The following is an 18787-nucleotide window of genomic DNA, read 5'->3' as shown; positions in this document are numbered from 1 at the left end:
ATTTAAATGCTAAAGGGGGCTTGCCGGGAATAAAAAATAGATTTTACGATTTATATCTCGGGGACTTGCTTCAAGGCTTTTGATGGGTTTTTAAACTTTTAAAGTAACTCTAATTTAAATATCTAAATGAAAGGTAAATTTAAATGCGAAGTTTTCATTGAAATTGGGCAAACTATAAGGTCCGTATCGGTAGGCGGCTCCCAAACCAAAACCAACAAGGATTTTTTGCAGTTCTATCCCAAATTCGTGATAACCCTCTTTCAAACTTTTAAACGGAATGCTGTGACGTTCAGGGTTGCTAATATCGCCAATGGCGTGGCGGGAAATAAAAACAAGCTCCGGCTGAATTAACCTATGAATATTTATAGGCCTTAATTGATGCTTTACGTGCAGCATCGCCTGTTTATCACTAAAAAATTCGTTGTAAAACATCGTTTCAAAACTGCGCCGTCCTGCCACCGAAAACCGACTTAAGATTCCTTCGCGAGAAGGGCTGTTAGGCAATGCGTGGTATAAATGGGTTAGTGGTACTTCGTCTGTGGCATAATTTCCTTCAAGAATAATTTCGGTTCGGGATTGGTTGAGTCTTTTTATTTCGTGTTCTACTAAAAGCCCGAATTTCGTGTAATCAAAATCGCTCCCAAAAATCCCGGAAATCCCTTTTGTGATTTGTCCTGTAAACTTTGGATAACCTTTTTCTATTAATTTGGTAGAATTTGGAGTTTTTAGAAACCTGGCAAACGGCCTCCATAAGAAAGAAAATGTAGCTTCAGAAAGTGTATATTCTGAAAATTCCTGCCCATTTAGTAAAAAGCTGTAATCCCGGGTTTGGGAAATATCACTTTTAGAAAGTTGAAGTTCGGTTTTAAAATCAGACCCGAATCTATGGGTTAAGCCACCGCTTAACGTGCGATGCTCATAAAAGAAATTAATATTTACAAATCGTGGCTCTACAATAGAAAAGTCATTTTTACCCTGTAAGTAGCTAAAACTGCCGGTTTCAACAATATCTCGGGTGTAGTTCAGTTTTAGGTCGGTTTCGCTAGCTTTATTTAAATGAATTGAAGTTCCCAGGTTGTATTTAAAAACTTCGTCTTTAGTGCCGTAAACGAGATAGCCGTTTACACTAAGTTTATCTGAAATTGCCTCGTTAGTCTTTCCTCCAAATCCCAGTCTGATTCCTTCGAAATTATTAAATTTAAAGAATTTACCAAGATCAAAATCCCAGAATGCTACCGGATAATAACCTGTAGAAATCGATTTTTGAAGACTTATTTTTTCTTCAATTTCTTTTTCTTTAATAAGCCTTTCGGCACGTTGGCGACTAAACTTATTTTGCGTGCTTAAAGCTTCAGTCCTGTTTTCTTGCCAAAAACTATCTTTTTGGGAATTCGCATCAGACTTAACCAGAATTTCAGCTGAAGTTTCTAAAGTTGCATCAGAATTCAGCTGAATATCGTAATTAGTGCTTGTAGCGTTTAGAAATAGGTTGGGATCACCTCTTCCCGGGGCAAGAATATTATTAAGAATAGATTCTTTTTTCTGAAGTGTTCCTGCCGAAATCACTCCGCCAAAAACCGAAATCGCCTGGTCGCCATTTCCTGGGCGGATTGTTATTTTTTGAGTTTTTGGAAACCATAAGTTTTCGTCAGGGAAATATTCATATTCCTGGTCTATTTCCAGTTTTATCGCGCCAAGAAGTTGCGCTTTTGCCTGCTGAATGGCGTATGTTTTGGTATCTAAATAAAGAACACCTTCTAAACCTGCAACGGCACGTTGCCTTTTTGGTTTAAAATAAATTACATAAGCCGGGCGGGAAGTGGTAGTAGTATCTAAAATTTTAAAAGAATAATTTCTAAAAGCAGAATTTTGTAGCGGTGCGGCATAATCGGTTTCAAAAATTCGAAAATCTTTATCGTAAAGCGAAAATGGATTTACCGAAAGGGATAAGATCTCGTACACTGGTTTTTCAAACCCGGCCGTTTTTAACCCCTTAACTTCTTCTTTTAAACCTTCTTTTTGTGAAAAATAAAACCTGGATATTTTTTCGGAAAAATAACTTGCAGCCGAATTTATTACAGTGCCAATTTCGAAATTGGTGCTATCGGCAGCCATCTCCAATGCGGCAGATTCATTGTCTACAATAAATTTATTATAGTTTTTAAAATTGAATTTTTGCAGTTTCTCTTCAGGATCGTTTTCTGGTTTTCGTGCAATTGCTTTTTCAATTATTGCATTCGCTTTATTTTCTCCCGAAGAAATAGTTACTGCATCGAGTCCTTCAATTTTAGGAGTTAATTTAATCCTTACAAACTCAATGTTTTTTGAAACTTCGAAGGTCTGCGTTTCAAAACCTACGTAAGAAATACTAAGTTGGGTTTTATCTTCTTTAAGACTAACGGAAAAACTACCGTCTATTTTGCTTAAACCTTCTTTGTTGCCAAACGTTATTTTGGCATAGGCGAGGGGTTCACCGGTTTGTTCGTTTACAATCCTTCCCCTTAGTTGTTGCTGAGCACAAACACTAAAGGAAAATAACAGAAAAATAAGCAATAACGGGTAACGCATAGTTTTTCCTGAGATATGAACTAAAAATCAATAAGGGTAAAACAATAGAGGCTGGTTGAGAAGCTTGTTTTCGTCAAGCTGAACGGCTTTCAGCTTCTAGTATGTTTAAATTATAACAACTTAGATCCTGAAACAAGTTCAGGATGACGATTTTTAAAATTCTTCAAACAGCCTCTAATGTAGTCTAAGAAACTGACTTTCTATTATATAGTCATAATTTCTTTTTCCTTGTTTTCAAGGATAGTGTCAATACGGGTAATATGGGCATCGGTTAATTCCTGAACCTCATTTTCAGCATCTCTAAGTAAATCTTCAGAAATATCCAGTTTCTTTAATTCGTTATTGGCAGATTTTCTGTCATTTCTTACCCCAATTTTAGCATCTTCAGCTTCAGCTTTTGCTTGTTTTGTAAGTTGCTTACGGCGCTCTTCAGTTAAGGGTGGTACATTTATAATTACACTCTCACCGTTGTTCATTGGATTAAAACCAAGGTTTGCCAACATAATTCCTTTTTCAATATCTTTAATCAGGCTTTTCTCAAAGGGCTGAATAGAAATAGTTCGGGCATCTGGCGTATTCACATTGGCAACCTGTTGCAGCGGAGTTTGAGCTCCATAGTATTCTACCATTACACTCCCAAGCATTGCCGGGTTGGCTTTACCTGCCCGAATGTTTTGCAATTGTTTATTCAGGTGATCAATCGCTTTGTCCATACCTTCTTTGGTAGTGTCTATAATAAATTCAATTTCGTCTTCCATTTTTTTAATATTAGTTGAGCGTAATAAAACTTTATAAATTAACTTTTGTGCCTATTCTTTCGCCTGTAACCACTTTTAGTAGGTTTCCGGGAGTGTTCATATCAAAAACAATAATTGGGAGTTCGTTTTCCTGGCTTAAGGTGAAAGCGGTAGTATCCATTACTTTTAGACCTTTTCTAATCACATCGTCAAAAGATATAAAATCGAATTTTGTGGCTTTTTTATCTTTTTCAGGATCAGCATTGTAAATTCCGTCTACACGTGTTCCTTTTAAAATTACATCGGCGTGAATTTCAATAGCTCTTAAAACTGCGGCAGAATCTGTAGTGAAATAAGGATTTCCGGTTCCACCTCCAAAAATTACCACACGGCCTTTTTCTAAATGGCGCATGGCTTTTCTTCTAATAAAAGGTTCGGCTACTTCATTTATTTTTATAGCCGATTGCAGCCTGGTTTGAACTCCGGCATCTTCCAGTGCACTTTGTAAAGCTAACCCGTTAATTACGGTGGCAAGCATTCCCATATGGTCACCCTGCACTCTGTCCATTCCTTTACTGGCTCCAGCCACACCTCTAAAAATATTTCCGCCGCCTATAACAATGGCTACTTCTATTCCCTTATCGGTAACTTCTTTAATCTCCTCGGCATATTCTGCCAGGCGATCGGGATCTATGCCATATTGGCGTTGTCCCATTAATGCTTCTCCCGATAATTTTAAAAGTATTCTTTTGTATTGCATAGCCTTTTTGTAGTGATTGGTGCAAATATAGGTAATATCTTAAATTGTAAAATAACATATTCACAATCAATCTTCCGCTAATTACTAATTTTTTTATTGGACTCTAAGTTTCATTTCAGTTAAAATTCTGTGAGTTTAATTTAAAATGTATGGCTAGAATTGGAAATACAAATGGCGAGGTTTTTGCTATCTTTGAAGTAATAAAACAGAAAAGAAAATGTTAGGATATTATATTATTGCAGGGCTCATTTTTATAGTGAGTATGTATGTGAGTAATAAATTGAAAAGTAAATTTAAAAAGTACTCTAAAGTTCATTTGCAAAACGGAATGAGTGGAAAAGAGCTCGCCGAAAAAATGTTACGGGATAACAATATTACCGATGTAAAAGTAATCTCTACTCCCGGAATGTTGACCGATCATTATAATCCGCAGAAAAAGACTATTAATCTTTCTGAGGGTGTCTACAGTCAGCGAAATGCCGCTGCCGCTGCCGTGGCAACCCACGAAACCGGTCACGCTATTCAGCACGCGAATGCTTATAGCTGGTTAACTATGAGAAGCCAGTTGGTGCCGGTGGTAAGCATAGCTTCAAGATTTTCCCAATGGGTTATTTTTGGGGGATTGATTCTTATGGCAACTACCGCTATAGGAAGTACCGTTTTACTATTAGGAATTATTATGTTTGGGATGGGAACTTTATTCAGTTTTATAACTTTACCGGTAGAATATGATGCGAGTAAACGCGCTTTAGCCTGGCTGGAAACCGAAAATATGGTTTCGGGCCCGGAACATGAAGCTGCTGAAGATTCACTAAAATGGGCCGCAAGAACTTATGTAGTGGCCGCGGTTGGTTCTTTAGCAACCTTGCTTTACTTTCTTAGTATTTATATGGGAAGGGATTAATATTGAAAATATTTCTTCTGAAAATTTTATAAAAGAAAACCCGCTTCAGCTGAAGCGGGTTTTCTTTTATCCTGGAATACCTTTTATTCCAGCTGAATTTGTAGTTTATATCAACCTAGATCCCCGATCAAAAATCGGGGCAGGCTCTGAAATAAATTCAGGATTACGTATATACAAATCTATTCTGTACGTTTGTCTCTAATTTGCGGAATACGCTCATCAAGTAATTTAAGTCCCAGGCCTTCAGTGCCCATAAGATCAAATAACTCTAGCGCACGGCGCATTGTTTGCTCTTCTTCCATTTGCTCTGCAATAAACCATTGTAGAAAATACTCGGTAGTATAATCGTTTAACTTTCGGCATTTTCCAACGATATTGTGAATTGCTTTGGTGATAGCAATTTCCTGGTCTAAAGCGGTTTCAAAGATTTCTTCCAAAGATTTAAAATCGTGGTTTACACCATTAACTTCCGGAGAATAGGCGGTGCCGCCATTATCGTTAATAAATCTAAAGATTTTCATCATATGCTCTCTTTCTTCTGTAGCTTGTTCGTAGAAGAAATCTGCACTATTAGAAAGGGCATTGTGATCGCACCAGGAAGCCATAGCTAAATAAGCTGATGACGAATGTGCTTCTTTTTCAATTTGTTTATTTAAAAGATCCATGACATCTACATGGATACTCAAATTTTGTCTTACTAAATCTTTCATTTTTTTATAATTTAACTCTATAGAGGTTCAGCAAAGGCATACGCCTTATGCAGATCAATTATTGGGTCCAGCAGTGTGCTGGTTTTTATTGGTCATTTTCTATAAAATTAGCCAAATGCTGAGTAAGAACCTAATTGTGTATAGAATTTAGAAGTAGTCTAAAGTGAAATAGATTAAACCGAAGTGGTGAGGAGGGAATTAAGTTCTAACATAGCGAAAGAACCGGTAATAAATTCTTTAAGATCTATACATTCTAAGGTGTTAAAAACAAAGAAGTGCTGGCGGTTGCATAGCATAAGCATTTCCAACCCGTGTGGGTTTTGCCCGTTAAAATGAGAATCCAGGTCAATTTCCTTAACCTGCTGTCTAAAAGCTAAAAACTGGCAAAAACCAAGCTGAATAGTTTTATGCGGAAATTCAATAAAAAAGCATCGCTGCTTATCACATTGATAAGAAGTAAAGAATTGAGACTGGTGTAATACTTTCATACTGCAGCCAAAATTAATTCTTATTTAGAATAAATCCAAAGAATATTAAATTTTGATTTGCCTTTTTATTTGTTGATTTAACGAAATAAAGGTTTCTGTTCTCGAAACCCCTTCTATTGCCTGAATATCTTTGTTAAGTACATTCATTAAATGCTCGTTATCTCTACACAATATTTTAATAAAAATAGACCAGTTTCCGGTGGTGTAATGGCATTCAATTACTTCAGGAATTTGGCTGAGTTGCTTCACGGCTTGAGGATTACTAACCGCTTTATCTAAGTAAACCCCCACAAAGGCCATAGTTTTATAGCCCAACATGCGGGGGTTTATCATAAGTTTAGAGCCTTCAATTAAACCTGCTTTCTCCAATTTGCGCAAACGCTGGTGAACTGCTGCACCGGTAATCCCGATATTCCTGGCAATTTCTAAGATAGATTTTTTAGCATCGTCCATTAAGAAATTTAGGATGGTCTTATCTATACCATCTATTACAACAGTCTCGTTTACAACTTTCATTTGGGAGGTTTATTTAGTTAAAGAGCTAAAGTAGCAAATTGAATTCAAAAATTTAATTTCCTACTTCCCCAAAAGGGTTGTAGCCCAAATATTCGGTCTCTTTTTCTTTAAAAACAATGTTGTGTTTCTCTAATTCCTTAAGGATTGGTTCATAAACTTCCTTTTTAATAGGCAGTTGCACCCCAGGAGTAGTTATTTCTCCCTTTAGAATTTTTAAAGTAACAATTGCTACGGGAAGGCCTACGGTTTTTGCCATGGCGGTTTCTGTTTGGTCTTTTCCAATATGAACCATAGTAGCGTCTATTTGTTTTTTCTCGCCATTTAACTCGTAACCAAATTTATGATACATCACAATCATATCTTTATCATCTGGTGCCAGGCTCCATTTATCCATTAAAATCTTCTGAAGGGCTTTCGCAGGAGTGGCCGCCTTAATTCCAATCTTTTTGTCTTTGTTGAATAAATCCAGCTCCAAAAGTTTTTCCCACATAAGATCGTCCTGATCTATTTTTAGACTATGCCGAAGTTTAAGTTCTACAGTATCGGTAGGAGAGTAGGGAAGAAAAGAATTTACAAAATCGCGATAACTCATACTTTCTGAATCTTTCATAGTAAAACTATCATCGGTCATTCCAAGCTGCACAAACATATTCCAGGCGCGACTGAAGCCAACCCGTCTAATGGTGCCGCGATAAAGTGTAAGTACATCTTCCAGGCCGTAGATACTCATATAATCGAGCGAATTCCTATTGGCATAACCTTCAAATTTACCGTAACCTTCAATATGCAGGAATTCGGTTCTTCTAAAAAGGCGGTGATAGGGAATATATTTATATTTTCCTTCCTGGATAAACTCGGCCACACCGCCCTGTCCAGCAACAACCACATTCCTTGGGTTCCAGGTGAATTTGTAGTTCCAAAGATTGGTATCACTTTCAGGAGCCACGAGACCTCCGGTAAAAGATTCAAATAAAAGTATTTTTCCGCCTTTATCTCGAATTCGGTCTATAACCTGCATCGCACTCATATGGTCTATGCCGGGATCTACCCCAATTTCATTCATAAATATGAGTCCGTTTTTCTTTACTTCTTCATTTAAAGCTTTCATGTCTTTGCTGATGTAAGAAGCGGTTACCATATTCTTTTTGAATTTTACGCAAGCTTTGGCAACCTCTATATGAAATCGCGCCGGAAGCATGGAAATTACGATATCGGCATTTTTCACCGCGCTTTCCCGGCTTTCTGCGTTAAAAACATCGAGGTGAAATGCTTCACAGTGCTTTTTATTTTCGCAGGCTTTTTTAGCATTCTCGAGATCAATGTCTCCAATTCTTAAAAAGAGATCTTCGGTCCCGGCTTTGGACAAAAGATGATCGATTAGGACAGAAGTAGATTTTCCCGCCCCGATTATTAAAATGTTGTTCATAAAATAAATTAGTTTTGTGTAGTGGTTTACGAATGTATTAAATCTTTAACTCATAAAAAATAACCTAAATGAATAGGAAATTTTTAATAACCGGAGCGATTTTCGGACTTTTAGCAGTAATAATTGGGGCTTTTGGTGCACATGGTTTAAAACCATTGTTAGATGAAGCAGCCAGGGAATCTTTTGAAACCGGGGTGAAATATCAAATGTATCACGCCTTATTATTTCTTTTGGTGGGAAGTTTTAATTTTACCAAATTTCGCTTTCAAAAATCAATATTTTTTCTGCTTCTCTTTGGAGTAATTTGCTTTTCTGGATCTATATATTTGCTCGCCACCAATAATTTAACACCTATAGATTTTACAGGAATTGCATTGGTCACCCCGCTAGGAGGTACGTTATTAATAGCCGCATGGATTTTTTTACTCGTGGAATTCATAAAAATAAAAGCAAAATAATTTAAGAAAGTTTAGCAGTTTATCTGTATAAGATTTATAATTTTGTACTCATAACAAACCACACACTTGAAATTTATGCTTGCACACACCCAAACTACGAAAACGATTTCGTTAGAAAACTACGGGATCAGAAATGCAATGGTACACTACCAGTTATCTCCTGAAGAACTTCATTATGATACACTAGAACATGGCCTGGGAACCGAAACAAATTCGGGAGCTTTAGCTATTAACACGGGAGCTTTTACCGGTAGGTCGCCAAAAGATCGTTTTATAGTAAAAGATGAGTTGACCCGAGACAAAGTTTGGTGGGGAGATATCAATATTCCTTTTGACGCTGTTAAATTCGATAAACTTTATGATAAGGTGGCAGATTACCTATCTGATAAGGAAATCTATGCTCGCGATGCGTATGCCTGTGCCGAAGAAAAATATCGCTTGAATATTAGAGTGGTAAATGAGTATCCCTGGTCTAACATGTTTTCTTATAATATGTTTTTAAGGCCAGAAGAAAAAGAACTCGAAAACTTTAAGGAAGAATGGTTAATTTTGAACGCTCCCGGTTTTAAAGCAGATCCCGAAGTAGACGGCACGCGCCAGGAAAATTTTGCTATTCTTAATTTTAGTAGAAAAATTGCCTTAATTGGTGGTACCGGTTATACCGGTGAGATTAAAAAAGGAATTTTTTCAGCTTTAAATTTTATTCTTCCGGTAGATAAAAATACGCTACCTATGCATTGCTCGGCTAATGTTGGTGAAGATGGTGATACCGCTATCTTTTTTGGCCTTTCTGGCACGGGGAAAACTACACTTTCTGCAGATCCAGGCCGAAAATTAATTGGAGACGACGAACACGGTTGGACCAAAGAAAATACGATTTTTAATTTTGAAGGCGGTTGCTACGCCAAAGTGATTAATCTAACCGAAGAGAATGAACCCGATATTTACCGGGCGATTAAACCAGGCGCTATTTTGGAAAATGTTATTCTGGACGATGATGGGAATGTAGATTTTTCTGACACCAGTATTACTCAAAATACACGGGTTAGTTACCCTATTCATCATATAGATAATATCCAGGAACCTTCGGTAGGTGAAAATCCTAAAAATATATTCTTTTTAACGGCTGATGCTTTTGGGGTTTTGCCTCCAATAAGTAAACTTACTCCGGGGCAGGCGGCTTATCATTTTATAAGCGGGTACACGGCAAAAGTAGCAGGTACTGAAGCTGGAATAAATGAGCCGGTACCAAGTTTTTCAGCTTGTTTTGGCGCTCCATTTATGCCTTTGCATCCTACAAAATATGCTGAAATGCTAAGTGCGAAAATGAAAGAAGCCAATGTAAATGTTTGGTTGATAAATACAGGCTGGACCGGCGGACCTTACGGAACCGGAAGCCGAATGAAATTAAAATATACAAGGGATATGATAAGCGCCGCATTAAATGGGGACTTAAATGATGCCGAATTTAGTACGCATAATATGTTTGGCCTGCAAATGCCATTAAATTGTCCTAATGTGCCTTCGGAAGTTTTGAATCCCCGGAACACCTGGAAAGATACCGCAGCGTACGATAAAAAGGCCGGGGAACTGGCAAATTCATTTAAACAGAACTTTGTAAAGTTTGAAGCATATGCTAATGATGAAATTATGGCCGGCGGGCCTACTTCATCCTAGCATTATTTTTAATTAGTTAATTGATTAAAAAAAATCCGGTGCAATTTGCACCGGATTTTTATTTGAATATAATCGGAAATAATTTTATTTTTTATTCGCTTCACTTATATATTTATGCAGCGCCATCGTCATAGATGGTGTATCTGGTGTTGGCGCTTTTATATTTACGGTTAACCCGTGTTCTTTAGCGGCCTTTATTGTGGTGTTTCCAAACACCGCAATTTTTGTTTCTTTCTGCTCAAAATCGGGAAAATTCTCAAAGAGAGATTTAATTCCGCTAGGGCTAAAGAATACCAGGATATCATATGTTACATCTCGAAGGTTAGAAAGGTCACTTACTACGGTTTTGTAAAAAGTAGCCTGTTTCCATTCTACACCAAGTTTATTCAGTGTTTTAGGAACATCTGGCTTCAGCATATCTGAAGAGGGTAATAAAAACTTCTCGTTCTTGTATTTTTTAATAAGTGGAGAAAGATCGGCAAAGGTCCTTTTACCAACATAAATTTTCCGCTTACGATACACCACGTATTTTTGCAAATAATAAGCTACAGCTTCACTCAAACAAAAGTATTTAAGGGTGTCTGGCACCTTAAAACGTAAATCTTCGGCAATTCTAAAAAAATGATCTACAGCATTACGGCTGGTAAGGATAATTGCAGAATATTTTGTAAGATCTACTTTTTGCTGGCGCACTTCTTTAGAAGAGACACCTTCTACGTGGATAAAAGGGATGAAATCAATTTTTACTTTTTGTTTTTCTTCAAGCTCAAAATAAGGAGAGTTCTCTACTTTAGGTTCGGGCTGGGAAACTAAAATTGTTTTCACTTTCATATATCAATACTTTTATTTGGTCCTTTGTTTAAATTGTAATTAGCTTGTACAAAATAATATAGGGGGCAATTTCGAGAGCGCAAAGGTACAAAATAAAATAAAACCAATTGGCAGTAATAAGGTTTTGATTTTCCCGGTAAATCAATAACAGGCTAAAAATATTGCTTAGGACTAAAATACCCAATAGGGTATATAGGGTAAAAGCCGTAGGAGTAAAGGTGTAAACGAATATTAAGCTGGGAATTAATAATATAAGTCCAATAAAATTACGATAGCTTATTTTTTGATATAGATAAGAATCTATTTGTGGGTCTAAATTAAAAACGTTCCCAATTATTTTTTCTAACCCAAATTTTAGCAAAACAAAACTACCATAAGCAGTGGCAATTCGTATAAAAACAAAAGCCGGATTTAAAGCTGTGTCTTTCCAAAAGAAAGTGAAGAACAGGTAAAAAAGTAGCGAAAAAGAGATAAGATGAACAAAAAAAAGCAAAATGTTAAAAGGATGAAAAGCCTTGTTCTTTTTTCCTCTAAACATCATAAATTTGTTAGAGGAAAGCAGTGAAAGAAAATCCTCAAAGCGCTGTGGATATGCTGTTCTTACAATAGCCAGTAATAGAAATGCACCCATTAGTGTGAGGGTGATCCAGTCTAGCGAAACAATATGTCTTTCTATGGCTTCCAGGATTAAAACTTTTTTGCAAATGTATAATTATTTTGAAGTTAAAACTTGAAGGTGATGCCGGGAAACGAAGATTTAAAATGCATACATTTGTGCAAAAATTGGTAAGATGGTAAAGGGGATAGTCATTGTACCCACCTTTAATGAAATTGAAAACATTGAGCGACTGGTTAGAAACGTGTTTTCTCAACATACACAATTTCATATTTTGGTGGTAGATGATAATTCTCCCGATGGCACCGCAACCCTGGTAAGAACACTTCAGGCTGAATTTCATGACCATCTTTTTCTTGAAGAAAGAATGGGGAAATTAGGCTTGGGCACAGCTTACATTCACGGTTTTAAATGGGTGCTGCAAAGGGATTACGAGTATGTTTTTGAGATGGATGCCGATTTTTCTCATAATCCTAACGATCTTATAAGATTATATAATACCTGCAAAAGGAGTAATGCCGATGTTTCTATAGGTTCCCGTTACAAAACCGGGGTAAATGTAATTAACTGGCCTATGAGCAGGGTTTTATTATCCTGGCTGGCATCTAAATATGTAAGATTTATTACCGGGATGGATATTCACGATACCACCGCCGGTTTTGTTTGTTATAAAAGAAGAGTGCTAGAAACAATAGACCTGGACAGCATACAATTTGTGGGCTATGCCTTCCAGATAGAAATGAAGTTTAAAGCATATTTGCTGAAATATAATTTAGAAGAAGTTCCCGTAATCTTTACAGATAGAACCCGGGGAACTTCAAAAATGAGTGGCTCCATAATTTCTGAAGCTATTTTTGGGGTAATAATAATGAAGATTAAAAGTCTTTTTAAGCAGATTAAATTGAAATGAAGAAAGTCTTAATCAAGAACGCGAAGATTGTAAACGAGGGTAAAATTAAAGAAGCCGATGTTTTTATTGAAGGTGGAATAATTGTGGAAATTGCCGAAAGTATTAGTGCCAAATCTCCCGATGTTCAAATCTTTGATGCTGAAGGAACACACTTATTACCCGGCGTAATAGACGATCAGGTGCATTTTAGGGAACCGGGGCTCACTCATAAAGAAACTATAGAAATGGGTTCTCGTGCAGCGGTAGCCGGGGGAATTACCTCTTTTATAGAAATGCCCAATACCATTCCGCAAACTACAACTATAGAGAAACTTGAAGAAAAATTTAAGCTGGCAGCTTCAAAATCTTATGCCAACTATTCTTTTATGTTTGGGGGTACAAACGATAACCTGGAAGAAATTCTAAAAGTAGATCCTAAAACAACGGCAGCTTTAAAGTTATTTCTAGGTTCTTCTACCGGAAATATGCTGGTAGACGATGAAAAGGCTTTGGAACAGATTTTCTCAAAATCGCCGCTACTTATCGCAGTACATTGTGAGGACGAAGAAACTATTCAAAAGAATCTTGAGGAATGTATAGAACGATATGGAGACGACATTCCAATAGAATTACACCCTAAAATTAGAAGTGAGGAAGCCTGTTATAAATCTTCATCTAAAGCAGTTGCTCTTGCCAAAAAAACCGGGGCGAGATTACACGTTTTCCACATTTCTACGGCAAAAGAATTGAGTTTATTTAGCAATAAGAAAAAACTTAAAGATAAAAAGATTACGGCTGAGGTTTGTATACATCACCTTTGGTTTAACGATTCTGATTATAAGGAAAAAGGAACCTTGATTAAATGGAATCCTGCAGTTAAAACCAAAAAAGATCAGGATGCTTTAATGAAAGCTTTAAATAATGATTTGCTTGATGTGGTCGCTACAGACCACGCTCCGCATACTAAAGAAGAAAAGAAAAATGTATACACCAAAGCCCCAAGTGGCGGCCCGTTGGTACAACATTCACTTGCTGCAATGCTACAATTCTATCACCAGGAAAAAATTTCTTTAGAGAAGATCGTAGAAAAAATGTGCCATAACCCGGCTATTTTATTCCAGATAAAAGATCGCGGATTTATTCGTGAAGGTTATAAAGCCGATTTGGTGCTGGTAGATCTAAACGCGCCCTGGGCGGTACAACCCGATAATATTCAGTATAAATGTGGCTGGTCTCCTTTTGAAGGGGTTACCTTTAAATCCCGGGTAACGCACACTTTTGTAAATGGTAATTTGGTGTATAAGAATTTTAAACATCAGCCTTTTTCGAATGTGGCAGAGCGTTTGCAATTTGACCGATAATATGTTGAAAAAGCTTTTTTTACTGTTTTTCATTAGTGTGGCATTTGCCGCATGCCAGGATGTTGAAAAATCTGAAAGACCAGATAATCTTATTCCAGAAGAAAAAATGATAGATGTAATTGCCGAAATTTCTTTAATGCAATCGGCAAGGAATTTTAATAAACGCATCTTTGAAAATACGGGTATTAGAGGGCAGGATTATATTTTCGAGAAATACGATATAGATAGCGTTCAGTTTAAACGCAGCAACGATTATTATGCCGATAATTATGAAATTTATCAACGTATTTATGATAGTGTAAAGAATCGTTTTGAAAAATTAAAAGTTGAACTGGATACCTTGCAAAAGCAAGAACAACGAATTAAAGATTCTATTGCCAAAGTAAAGCGTGATTCTTTAGGAAAAAGAGGCGATTCATTAGATCCTGCGGAAGAAAAAGAGATTGAGGAGATTTCTGATTCTTTAATCGAAGAAAAAGATTCACTTAACAGAAGGGTTATAGATAGTCTCCCGCAACCAAGGTCTCGAAACTAAGATTTATCCTGTTTGTAGAATTTTGCAGTTTCAGCAATTACTTTTTTTATAGGCGTAAATTCAAAATTGAGCCTTTCTTTAATTTTCTCATTAGAATATTTTGAATGCTGAAATAAGGTATGTACCGTGGTTTTGGTTATTTGTCTTTTTGCACCAAAAAAACCACCTATTTTCTGAAAAATCCAACCTACCCAAAGCATCCATTTCTTGAGTGATTTTTTAGGTGCCGGCTTATTTAATTCAGTTGCAGTTTGTTCAAAAATAGTTTTAAAACTGATGTTTTCGGAAACTAAAATATAATCTTCATTTTTAATCTCAGCCTGCATAAGAGTTTGCATTACGTCTACTACATCTTTAACGCCAACAAATCCAGCTATTTTAGGGAAATGATAAGTCATTCCTTTATCAATTTTCGAGAAAATTTTCCCGGTGCCTTCCTTCCAAAATCCGGGGCCAATAATTACTCCCGGTTTTACAATTACAGTAGGAACTCCTTCCTGCGTACCTCGCCAGGTTTCAATTTCGGCACCATATTTAGAAATTGCGTAGTCGCTGTGGTCGTCTTCGGGGTTCCACATCACACGCTCGTTAATCTCTCTGTTGTTTAAGCTTTTCCCAAGCGCAGCCACACTACTTACATAACAAAGTTTCTCTACTTTAAAGGCAATACATAGGTTTACGATGTTTGCGGTGCCTTCAATATTAATTTTTCTAAGTTTTTTATCATCTGCAGGATCAAAAGAAACCAGCGCTGCACAATGATAAACATATTGTATGTTTTTAAAAGCTTTATTAAGTTGAGGTACGTTGGTGATATCGGCTTCAAACCATTCAATTTGTTGGAATAAGCTTTTGGCTTCTTCAGTAGAAGTATAATAGTTGAAAACGTGCTCAACCGCTGTGAGGTCGCTATTTTTTCGATGTAGGGCTCTAACTTTTTTGCCGGCTTTTAATAAATTCAGCAATAAATGTGAACCTACAAGTCCGGTGCCGCCTGTAACTAAAATCATGTGGTAAATATACCAAAACCACTTAGGAAAAATAAGAGTTTATGGTATCTTTACTTCATAATCGAGATTTGAATCATCAAGGTTTTTCAAGAAATCAATATATTATTTCGTAATAGGGCCTCGGGTATTTGCCCCGAGGTGATTTGCTCGATAATCGAGATTTAAATGCTCCGAGGCTTGCCTCGAAATTAAAATATTGTTTCCTATTTATGCCTCGTGGGCTTGCCCCGAGGTAGTTTACTATTATTTTTGCGCAAAATTATTTGAATTATGAATAAGAACTTTGTAGAAGAATTAACCTGGAGAGGCATGTTGCACGATGTGATGCCAGGTACAGAAGAACACCTAAAAGAGGGGATGCGTGGCGCTTATGTGGGAATTGATCCAACAGCCGATTCCCTGCATATTGGCCATTTAGTGAGCGTGATGATGCTTAGACATTTTCAGCTTTGTGGGCATAAACCTTATGCTTTAATTGGTGGTGCTACGGGAATGATAGGCGATCCTTCTGGGAAATCTGCAGAAAGAAATTTGCTTGATGAAAAAACTTTACGCCATAACCAGCAGTCTATAAAGAATCAACTTTCTAAATTTTTAGAATTCGGGAAGGAAGAGGAAAATGCTGCGGTAATGGTGAATAATTACGACTGGATGAAAAATTTCAGTTTCCTGGAATTTATTCGCGATGTTGGGAAACACATTACGGTAAATTATATGATGGCCAAAGATTCGGTGAAGAAGCGTTTGTCTTCTGATGCTGCTGAAGGAATGTCTTTTACCGAATTTACCTATCAATTAGTACAGGGTTATGATTTTCTGCATTTATTCAGGGAAAATGATTGTACCCTTCAAATGGGTGGCAGCGACCAGTGGGGGAATATCACCACCGGCACCGAGATGATTCGCCGTATTGGGAATGGAAAGGGCTACGCTTTAACCTGTCCGTTAATTACAAAAGCTGACGGTACTAAATTTGGGAAAACCGAAGGCGGAAATGTTTGGTTAGATCCTAAGCGTACTTCGCCTTATAAATTCTACCAATATTGGTTAAACACCAGTGATGTTGATGCTGAAAAATATATAAAAATCTTTACATTATTAAGTAAAGTGGAAATAGACAAACTCGTTGAAGAGCATAAGGAAGCGCCTCATTTGCGTACGCTTCAAAAAACATTAGCTGAAGAAATTACAGTGATGGTACATTCGCGAGAAGATTTTGAAAACGCAGTAAAAGCTTCTGAAGTACTCTTTGGAAAAAGCACCGCTGATGATTTGAAATCTTTAGATGAAGCTACTTTTTTAGATGTTTTTGAAGGTGTACCGCAAGCTGAAGTACCTAAAGCTGAAATAGAAAATGGACTCGATATGATCGCGGCTTTATCGGCTAAAACCAATTTCCTGCAATCTAACGGGGAAGCCAGAAGGGCTTTAAAGGAGAATTCAGTTTCTGTGAATAAGGAGAAAGTAAAGGAAGATTATACGATTACTTCACAGAATCTTATTAATAACAAGTATGTGATTATTAATAAAGGGAAAAAGAATACTTATATTATTAGAGCAGTTTAAACCGCTCTGGTTAGTTTTATAAATACAAAGCCCCGTAAACAGGGCGTCTACGGGGCTTGCAACTAACTAACCAATCTAATATGAAAAAATTTCACTTAGCCTGTAAGAATCATTTCAATCAAAAATTCATCTTACATTTATTAAGACGAGAGAAGCCTTGAAAATTTACAGGCTTTAGTAAATTTTAACTATAAAGTTTTGATATTTAGGTTTTTATTGGCGAGTGTTGAGTGCCAGAAGCTTATAGAATTAGAAGATTGCAACCCCGAATATCACTATTATCAAATCTTCCAAGAATTTCTATTTTATTTTCTTTAATTTTTCTACCTAAATCCTGGGTAGCAATAAATGAACAAGAGTTAAAATTGGCCAGGTCTATTAAATTAATTCCACCGGTTTTGTATTGTGGCTGGTAGCTCAGCGCATCTTCAGCATCACGAATAAGAATTTTCATCCAGGGTGGAGTCTCAAAAATCCCATCTCCTTTAGAGTAAGCCTGTGAAAGTAATTCGGTCATTCCGTATTCGCTATGAATTTTTTCTACTCCAAAACCTTTAGAAAGAATTTGATGCAGTTCTTCTCTAATCATTTCCTTGCGCCGGCCCTTCATCCCGCCGGTTTCCATGATAGTAGTATTTTTTAAGTTGAAGTCGTAATTTTCAACCAAATCGAGTAGGGCAAAAGAAACACCAAGCAGTAAGATTTTTTTTCCGCTTTTATCCAATTCTTTAAGCTTTATTTGTAAGCTTTTAAGATCATTAAGATAAAATCCGCTTTCAGGGTATTTGCTGCGTTTTATGAGACTATCAGCCATATAAATTAGTGAAGAACCCTGGCGCTCTAAATAGGAAGGCAAAAGCGCTAAAATGACCGTTTCTTCAGGTTTTCCGTAGAAAAGCTCAAAAGCTTTTAAAAAACTTTGCTCGTAAACTTTTAAATTGGTCACGTAATGTTTACTGGTGGCTGCGCCGGTGGTGCCACTGCTGGTAAAAATAATTTCTTCTGAATTTGTACCCGAAACTACCTTTTTGTTTTTAAAGAAATCTATGGGTAAGAATGGAATCTTTTCAATGGTGGAAACGTTTTCTGGATTTCGTTTTAATAACTGGCAAAATTCCCGGTAAACCTGGTTATGCTGATACTGGTATGAAAATACTTCAAGAGCGAGCTCATTAAAATCTTTCTGATTAGAAATATTAAAAATTCTTTCAGATAACATTCTCGTGGTAAATTTGGATAAGCGAAGTTAAGAAATAGTAGAAATGTCTGGGAAAAAATAAATTATCTAATCACTAATTTTCTCGTGGCAGTAGATTTTTCTTCCTTGATTTTTAGAATGTAAATTCCTGCACTAAGGCTGGAAACATCAAGTTCCTTTCCTCTTAATTTGGTGCGTTGCACAGGTTTGCCTAAAACATTAAAAATCTGGATCTCTTTTTCTTTATTTTGGGAAGTGCTAATATAAACTTTTCCGTTAGTAACAGGATTAGGGTATATAGATAAGTCTTCTATAGGGATTTCTGTTTTATTCCCCGAGCTGGTAGTATCCTGCGCATACGCCGCATTTGGTGCGGAGAATGTGAGGAAAATAGCTAATATGAAACTATAGAAGTAATATTGCTTCATTCTTTTTTATCGAGGTTTATACAAAACTACAATAAAAATTCAAAAATGGTGCCAGATTTATTGTGTATTTAATCTTAATATTATATTAAAAAAGGCTGCCTGTTAAGGC

19 protein-coding genes are annotated in these 18787 nt (G+C 36.6%); 7 read left to right on the top strand and 12 right to left on the bottom strand.

Features of this window, described 5'->3' with window-relative positions; genetic code table 11:
- Positions 1–114: 114 nt before the first annotated feature.
- The 3 genes from B5488_RS10225 to pyrH all read right to left on the bottom strand — a co-directional run bounded on the left by B5488_RS10225 (position 115) and on the right by pyrH (position 4065).
- A complete protein-coding gene (locus B5488_RS10225) occupies positions 115–2568 on the bottom strand; it encodes a DUF5686 family protein (RefSeq protein WP_079735173.1) in 2454 nt (817 codons plus the stop codon).
- A gap of 203 nt (positions 2569–2771) precedes the next feature.
- Positions 2772–3326 (bottom strand): ribosome recycling factor, encoded by a 555-nt coding sequence (frr, locus tag B5488_RS10220; protein ID WP_079735172.1) that lies wholly within the window; start codon positions 3324–3326, stop codon positions 2772–2774.
- Between the two features lie 31 nt (positions 3327–3357).
- On the bottom strand, positions 3358–4065 hold the full coding sequence (gene pyrH / locus B5488_RS10215) for a UMP kinase (protein WP_075325115.1): 708 nt from the start codon (positions 4063–4065) through the stop codon (positions 3358–3360).
- Between the two features lie 217 nt (positions 4066–4282).
- Between pyrH and B5488_RS10210 the strand changes: the two genes are divergently transcribed.
- Complete coding sequence (locus B5488_RS10210; RefSeq protein WP_079735171.1) at positions 4283–4969, top strand: zinc metallopeptidase; 687 nt, start codon at positions 4283–4285, stop codon at positions 4967–4969.
- 179 nt (positions 4970–5148) lie between these two features.
- Here B5488_RS10210 and B5488_RS10205 read toward each other — a convergent pair whose 3' ends face one another.
- From B5488_RS10205 to B5488_RS10190, 4 genes are all read right to left on the bottom strand, one after another.
- On the bottom strand, positions 5149–5679 hold the full coding sequence (locus B5488_RS10205; RefSeq protein WP_079735170.1) for a ferritin: 531 nt from the start codon (positions 5677–5679) through the stop codon (positions 5149–5151).
- Between the two features lie 173 nt (positions 5680–5852).
- Positions 5853–6167, bottom strand: coding sequence for a hypothetical protein (locus B5488_RS10200; protein WP_079735169.1), 315 nt, complete (start codon positions 6165–6167; stop codon positions 5853–5855).
- A gap of 45 nt (positions 6168–6212) precedes the next feature.
- A complete protein-coding gene (locus tag B5488_RS10195; protein ID WP_079735168.1) occupies positions 6213–6683 on the bottom strand; it encodes an Lrp/AsnC ligand binding domain-containing protein in 471 nt (156 codons plus the stop codon).
- Positions 6684–6735: 52 nt separating this feature from the next.
- On the bottom strand, positions 6736–8109 hold the full coding sequence (locus tag B5488_RS10190; protein WP_079735167.1) for a saccharopine dehydrogenase family protein: 1374 nt from the start codon (positions 8107–8109) through the stop codon (positions 6736–6738).
- A gap of 68 nt (positions 8110–8177) precedes the next feature.
- On the opposite strand from B5488_RS10190, the gene B5488_RS10185 reads away from it, so the two are divergent.
- A complete protein-coding gene (locus B5488_RS10185; RefSeq protein ID WP_079735166.1) occupies positions 8178–8567 on the top strand; it encodes a DUF423 domain-containing protein in 390 nt (129 codons plus the stop codon).
- Between the two features lie 75 nt (positions 8568–8642).
- Positions 8643–10244: a phosphoenolpyruvate carboxykinase (ATP) gene (pckA, locus tag B5488_RS10180; RefSeq protein WP_079735165.1), complete on the top strand. Its 1602-nt coding sequence runs from the start codon at positions 8643–8645 to the stop codon at positions 10242–10244.
- Between the two features lie 84 nt (positions 10245–10328).
- Here pckA and B5488_RS10175 read toward each other — a convergent pair whose 3' ends face one another.
- The gene (locus B5488_RS10175) at positions 10329–11075 is read right to left on the bottom strand and encodes a uroporphyrinogen-III synthase (RefSeq protein WP_079735164.1); all 747 of its coding nucleotides are present in this window, start codon (positions 11073–11075) and stop codon (positions 10329–10331) included.
- A gap of 28 nt (positions 11076–11103) precedes the next feature.
- Positions 11104–11721: a DUF4271 domain-containing protein gene (locus tag B5488_RS10170; protein ID WP_262507359.1), complete on the bottom strand. Its 618-nt coding sequence runs from the start codon at positions 11719–11721 to the stop codon at positions 11104–11106.
- A 145-nt stretch (positions 11722–11866) separates the two neighbouring features.
- On the opposite strand from B5488_RS10170, the gene B5488_RS10165 reads away from it, so the two are divergent.
- From B5488_RS10165 to B5488_RS10155, 3 genes are read left to right on the top strand one after another with little or no spacing between them, the layout of a single operon-like run.
- The gene (locus B5488_RS10165; RefSeq protein WP_079735162.1) at positions 11867–12601 is read left to right on the top strand and encodes a polyprenol monophosphomannose synthase; all 735 of its coding nucleotides are present in this window, start codon (positions 11867–11869) and stop codon (positions 12599–12601) included.
- The gene (locus B5488_RS10160) at positions 12598–13941 is read left to right on the top strand and encodes a dihydroorotase (protein ID WP_079735161.1); all 1344 of its coding nucleotides are present in this window, start codon (positions 12598–12600) and stop codon (positions 13939–13941) included. The genes B5488_RS10165 and B5488_RS10160 overlap by 4 nt, the downstream gene beginning before the upstream one ends.
- A 1-nt stretch (position 13942) precedes the next feature.
- Positions 13943–14476: a DUF4296 domain-containing protein gene (locus tag B5488_RS10155; protein ID WP_170065265.1), complete on the top strand. Its 534-nt coding sequence runs from the start codon at positions 13943–13945 to the stop codon at positions 14474–14476.
- On the opposite strand, the gene B5488_RS10150 is transcribed toward B5488_RS10155, so the two are convergent.
- Positions 14473–15486 carry an NAD-dependent epimerase/dehydratase family protein gene (locus tag B5488_RS10150; protein WP_079735159.1) on the bottom strand — a complete coding sequence of 338 codons (1014 nt, stop codon included), beginning with the start codon at positions 15484–15486 and terminating at the stop codon, positions 14473–14475. The genes B5488_RS10155 and B5488_RS10150 overlap by 4 nt on opposite strands.
- Positions 15487–15756: 270 nt before the next feature.
- On the opposite strand from B5488_RS10150, the gene tyrS reads away from it, so the two are divergent.
- Positions 15757–17052, top strand: coding sequence for a tyrosine--tRNA ligase (gene tyrS, locus B5488_RS10145; RefSeq protein WP_079735158.1), 1296 nt, complete (start codon positions 15757–15759; stop codon positions 17050–17052).
- 241 nt (positions 17053–17293) lie between these two features.
- Here the strand turns inward: tyrS and B5488_RS10140 are convergent, their stop codons facing one another.
- Together B5488_RS10140 and B5488_RS10135 are read right to left on the bottom strand one after the other, a co-directional pair.
- The gene (locus B5488_RS10140; RefSeq protein WP_079735157.1) at positions 17294–18271 is read right to left on the bottom strand and encodes a LuxE/PaaK family acyltransferase; all 978 of its coding nucleotides are present in this window, start codon (positions 18269–18271) and stop codon (positions 17294–17296) included.
- 62 nt (positions 18272–18333) lie between these two features.
- Positions 18334–18678 (bottom strand): T9SS type A sorting domain-containing protein, encoded by a 345-nt coding sequence (locus B5488_RS10135; protein ID WP_079735156.1) that lies wholly within the window; start codon positions 18676–18678, stop codon positions 18334–18336.
- Positions 18679–18787: the final 109 nt, after the last annotated feature.

This window comes from Salegentibacter salegens (assembly GCF_900142975.1).
GTDB classification, from domain to species: Bacteria; Bacteroidota; Bacteroidia; order Flavobacteriales; family Flavobacteriaceae; genus Salegentibacter; species Salegentibacter salegens.
This window is presented reverse-complemented; position numbering and strand designations above follow the sequence as displayed.